A 5284-nucleotide genomic window follows, 5' to 3' on the forward strand; every position below is an offset into this window, starting at 1 on the left:
CCGACATCGCTACGCTTGTCGACCCTCTCTTCAGCTTCGCTGGAAAGAGGGTGAAGGAATTTTGTCATTGCGAGCGTAGCGTGGCAACCGCGAACTTTTCAAAGAAAACATACATTGTTCGCGATTGCTTCGTCGTTCCTCCTCGCAATGACAAGTTTTTTTCCTCCCTCTTTCCAGCGAAGCTGAAGAAAGGGTGGTCCAGCGTAGCGTAGACCGGGCGAGTCATTTATATTCATGCAATTCAAAAGCATCCCCTTTAGGGGACGGGAGGGGCTTTTACTTAATAATTTGTCCCTTAAAATATTTACTTAAAAAGAAGGCCAGATCCTCTTTGTAACCCACGCCCGATGCTTCAAATTTCCATTGCCCGTTGCGGCGGTATAGCCTGCCAAATTCGATGGCGGTTTCGATAGAAAAATCTTCGCCGAGCTCATATTTGCAAACCTCGCTACCGGTAAGTTCATCAATAATGCGGATGTACGAATCGCGCACCTGACCAAAGTTTTGCCTGCGGGGCTGGGCCTCGTGAATGGTAACCACAAAGAGTATTTCCTGTATCTTGGGGTCTACCTTGGTTAGATCAACATTGATCGATTCATCATCACCTCCATCGCTGTTGCCGCCCGATGGGTCATCGCCGGTATGGTGAACAGAAGCATCAGGAGAATCGACATTGTTATAAAAAACAAAAAATTCATCTTCGGGTACAAAACGGTTAGCATCAATCATAATAGCCGACACATCCAGGTCAAAATCGTAACCTGTACCTTCGTTGGGGTTCCAGCCCAAACCAACCGTCATTTTCGATAAACCGATATCTATTTTTTGTCCCTTTTGTAAGTTGATAGCCATGTTAAAAGTGTTTTATTAAAACTTGTATTCCGCTATAATATTACAACATAGCGGTTTGTTTTAGTAGCTGGTTAATATTTAAATATGAATCTAATATATACTCTTTTTTAATTATGACTGATAAAATAAAGTAACAAGATCAACGGCATTTTCAATTGTTTTTATCAGACGCCTATCCCTTTGTATATTAACCGATTATGAGGATATTTATACAATTATATTATTAAACAGCGTATCATGGCAAAATCAGGTACAGAAACGGTAACGGCTTATATTCAAAAGCTGGAGGAGCCAACCGCTGCCATTGTTGAGGCATTAAGGAAAATCATTTTAAGTACCGACCCGGAAATAGGTGAAGAGATAAAATGGAACGCCCCCAGCTTTTACTACACCGGCGAAATGAAACCCTTTAACCCCAAAGAGCATAAAAGATACATCATTGTCATGAACCTGCATAACCGCATACTGATGGTGCTGCCCAGCGGCGCGAAAGTTAATGATACCAGCGGCCTGTTGGAGGGCGACTACACCGATGGCCGACGACTTATTAAAATAACCGGCATGAATGATGTTAAAAACAAGGAAGCCGCGTTGAGAAAAGTGATCAGTGATTGGCTGAAACTGGTTGAAAAGTAAATTGCTTCAGCGTTTTATAACCTGCCCCACAAACATGAGCGTATTAGTATGCGGTACTTCGATATGAAATTCGCGCATGCCGTATTCCCTGTCAAACGGGGCTTTTACCTTAATACCGTCAAGCCAGTTACTAATGCTTTCCCATAGCTTGTCAATATCATCAACAACCAGGTAAAATTCCATTTGCCCGATATTTGTACCGGCATTCAGGATGTGTATGGTAAGGTTATCTTTATAAAGAATAACATAATTGCCGTCATCGCGCGCTGCCTGGAAACCAAAAAGCGAAGAGAAAAAATCAACCGTTGCCGGTATGTTATATGATGGTATCATCGGGCTTAGATACAAAGCCTTATAGCTTTCTGTCATAGGGGTCATAACATTCAATCAAACTTATTGATAATTAACAGGATACGTTCAATAAAAGTTTTAAATTTTTATTCTTGAAAACTACAAACTAAATATTGAAGCTTGTAAATTCCTATACAATTTTTTTGTGGTATGCTGGTAAAATATTATCATCGTAACTGCAATCCTAGTTAATATTAAATGATAAATCCTAAACCATCAGCAATAAGGCTATTAGCTTTTTTGCTCATCACTTTTGCAATACAAAGTTGCGAACCTAGACAGCCAGGCAGCTGGAAAAACGACCAGATCAGTAGCAGCGACCGCGAAAAATTTCATAAGCTGAATGATGAATTGTTTTCGCGGCTAAAAATTAATGATGAGAAAGATTTGGAGCAGATCATGTCAAGAGATTTGATTAACTATCCTTACAAAAACCGGAGTGTTGAACTGGTAAGCAACCGTGTAAAAGCAACCGACTATACACTGCTTGAGGAATACTACGTTGTAAACAAGTATATTGATGTTGATACAGTAAAAACTACCTCAACAAACCTCAACAGTTATTCGATAATTTACCAGGGGCTTACACACCAAATGTACCTGGCTTTTTTTGTGCCTAAAAACAAAACCATTGCCAATCAGGAAATGATCACAGCCGTTTACAGCAAATATGATTATGGCTGGAAACTGAGTGACCTTAAAGTTCGTTCTTATACAGTTAACGGTAAAACAGCGCCCCAGCTTTACCAACAAGCTAAAGAAAGTTACCGTAAAGGCTATTTGATGGATGCTTTTAATACAGCATCATCGGCTATATTATGTTCACACCCGAGTACATTATGGAGATACGCTAAAGAACCTGAGTTTACCTACTTTTATAACACAGTGATGAAAGAGGCTGCAAACCATTACAAGTTTCCGATAGTGATCGACCAGGTACCTACCCATCCGCGCATTTTCAATATATTTAACCAAACCACCCCCGAAGGCGACTTCCCGATGATATACTACTTATCGTCAATAAAACTAACCGATACCACAGCTGTCAAGCAGGAAAATGAACGAATAAAAAAGGTAATTACCCAAACGTTCCCCGGTATTGATCAAAACAAAAAGTATGTGTTATACTCGGCCTTTAATGAACGACCGGACGGCAAAAAAACCGTTGATCATATAGATATGGAATCAAAACTGAAGTAATTAAAAAATAATTACTTCAGTTTTATGCAAGCCGCAATGAAAATTTAGGTGAGATTTTTTCATTGAGATTTAGTTGATGCAACATCATTTCTTTAAAGCTAATTTATTGCATCAACATTTACAAGCAATGTTTAAATACTTTGTATTTTTTATATGTTCAGGCCTTATCGCCACTGATCATTTTGGAGATAAGTCCGCGGTCTAAACCCGCGTCGGCAATCAGCACACCACCTATATGTAGCATAATAAAAATAACCACATAATAAATAGACTGCATATGTACCTCCGCCATATTATGCTGCAGGCTTTTTGGCCCGTTCTCTACCATAAAACCGGTAAACAACGAAGCGGCCAGCAATACGTAAAACACAATATATACCCAGGCTTTGAATTTGTCTTTTGATGATGATTCTTTAGAGAATGGCCCCTTGTAAGCTATACCCTGCATTGCGGTAATGAGCATTCTGATTAGGTACAACCCAATCATCACATAGCCCGCTACCTCGTGCCAGCGCCACATGGGTTTCCGTACCGCTTTGCCTATCAGAGCAGCATCTTTGGTGTTTATTTGAACGCCTGATTTATTCAGATTTTGCTGAATAATGCCACCCATAAAATCTTTATTCATCCAACCTATTCGTAAAAAAACGGTCAGCAGCAAAAATGACATCGTTAAAGCAATTGCCCAATGAATAAGCCGGTGAGCGAGATTAAACCTTTTTTCTCTCATATGTAAATTAAAAATGTGTACATCATACAAACGTTAGCACCATCCACCGGGTTGCCTGCTGACGCCTTTTATCAGATAAGATTTCTGTTACCCATATACCATATCAGTCGGTAATTATAAATTAAATTCCCCGTTCCTCTTCCCCCGCAAAGCAATCTTACTTACTATTCAGACTTTTTATAAATGCTATAATATCTTCACTCTCCTTATCGGTTAAATTAAGTTTATCAAAGGGCAGGGTTTGATTATCTATTTGCATGCCCAGGCCAGTGCCACCGCCTTTATTGTAAAAATCAATTACTTCTGGTAAAGTAGTAAATACGCCGTTGTGCATGTACGGGGCGGTGCGGGCGGCATTACGTACTGTGGTAACCTTAAATGCGTTTTTGAATGATGGCGTTTGCATGATATCGTAACGCCCCAAATCTTCGTCTATCACATTGCCGTTGGCCGTTTGAGGTACGCCAATTACCTCACTTTCCATTTTGCCAAATCTGGGCGGTAAGGTACCGTTAAACAGGGGCATATAATGGCAGGTGCCGCACTTGGCTTTACCCATAAACAGGTTAAAACCATTGATCTCGCTGCTGTTCATAGCGGCTTTGTTACCCCTCATGTAAGCATCAAAACGACTGTTCAATACCGCCAGGCTACGCACATAAGAAGCGATGGCATTCATCACCTCCAACGTATCAATAGCTGTTCGTCTTTTTTGCGGATAAGCGGCAGCAAACAACTTTCGATAGGTTTTATTTTGCCAGAGCCTTTGCGCGGCCACTGCCATATCGCCATGCATTTCGTTGGGGTTATGTACCACATTGCTTACCTGATCTTCCAGCGTATTTGCCCGCAGATCATAAAATTGCGATGGCTGCAGGGCGGCGTTCAATAAGGTAGGCGTATTTCTTTTAAGCGGTTGTTGTGTACCAATCACTGTATTTTTGGTAAGCCCATCAGTAAAGGTTTTTTCGGGCTGATGACATGAGCGGCAGCTCCTGGTCATGGTGCCGGACAATACCGGATCCGAAAACAGCATTTTCCCCAATGCTGTTTTTTTAGCTGTTGATGCCGAAGCCATATTAGGCGCATAAGCATCAACGTTAAAAGCATTGGCATCAAAAAGTGTTTCGGCATCCTGGCGCAACAGGCGATTGTACTTGATCACCTGAATTTTCAGATGCTGTTCTAAACGGGTAATACTCCGGGTAATAGGGTTGCCGTAAACTGTTATAAATCTGGCACGATCAAAAGCACCAAAGTTTTTACTGCTTTTCAGGTGGGTAATAGCTGCAGAAAGCTGCCGCGATAATAGCTGAGCCTGCGGATCGTGGGCACCATAACGGGCCAGTACAGTTTTAAGGCTTTGCAGACTCACCGCGCTTTCGGTCATACTTTTTTGCGTAAGCGGATCATCAAACCCGGCAATACCCAGCGTTAATATCCTGAATACCTCCAGCTTGACTGCATCAAATACCTGCCAATCAAAAATGTCAATATTGGTAAAATAGGTCTTGT

At 41.1% G+C, this 5284-nt stretch carries 7 protein-coding genes; 3 read left to right on the forward strand and 4 right to left on the reverse strand.

What is annotated here, in order from left to right; all coding sequences use genetic code 11:
* Window positions 1-212, forward strand: a 212-nt coding sequence (locus tag AAGC65_RS24675; RefSeq protein WP_343115127.1) for a hypothetical protein, incomplete at its 5' end; no start/stop codon positions are given.
* 64 nt (window positions 213-276) lie between these two features.
* Here the strand turns inward: AAGC65_RS24675 and AAGC65_RS24680 are convergent.
* Entirely contained in the window at window positions 277-852 is a 576-nt protein-coding gene (locus AAGC65_RS24680; RefSeq protein WP_343115128.1) for a TerD family protein, read from the reverse strand.
* A gap of 237 nt (window positions 853-1089) precedes the next feature.
* On the opposite strand from AAGC65_RS24680, the gene AAGC65_RS24685 reads away from it, so the two are divergent.
* Window positions 1090-1488 (forward strand): DUF1801 domain-containing protein, encoded by a 399-nt coding sequence (locus AAGC65_RS24685; protein WP_343115129.1) that lies wholly within the window; start codon window positions 1090-1092, stop codon window positions 1486-1488.
* Between the two features lie 6 nt (window positions 1489-1494).
* On the opposite strand, the gene AAGC65_RS24690 is transcribed toward AAGC65_RS24685, so the two are convergent.
* Window positions 1495-1821: a hypothetical protein gene (locus tag AAGC65_RS24690; RefSeq protein WP_343115130.1), complete on the reverse strand. Its 327-nt coding sequence runs from the start codon at window positions 1819-1821 to the stop codon at window positions 1495-1497.
* Window positions 1822-2037: 216 nt separating this feature from the next.
* On the opposite strand from AAGC65_RS24690, the gene AAGC65_RS24695 reads away from it, so the two are divergent.
* Window positions 2038-3039, forward strand: coding sequence for a hypothetical protein (locus AAGC65_RS24695; protein WP_343115131.1), 1002 nt, complete (start codon window positions 2038-2040; stop codon window positions 3037-3039).
* 157 nt (window positions 3040-3196) lie between these two features.
* Here the strand turns inward: AAGC65_RS24695 and AAGC65_RS24700 are convergent, their stop codons facing one another.
* Together AAGC65_RS24700 and AAGC65_RS24705 are read right to left on the reverse strand one after the other, a co-directional pair.
* A complete protein-coding gene (locus tag AAGC65_RS24700) occupies window positions 3197-3769 on the reverse strand; it encodes a cytochrome b/b6 domain-containing protein (protein WP_343115132.1) in 573 nt (190 codons plus the stop codon).
* 157 nt (window positions 3770-3926) lie between these two features.
* Window positions 3927-5284 (reverse strand): cytochrome c peroxidase (locus AAGC65_RS24705; protein ID WP_343115133.1); only part of this gene is annotated, 1358 nt, incomplete at its 5' end.

The sequence above is a fragment of the Mucilaginibacter sp. genome (assembly GCF_039207105.1).
GTDB lineage: Bacteria > Bacteroidota > Bacteroidia > Sphingobacteriales > Sphingobacteriaceae > Mucilaginibacter.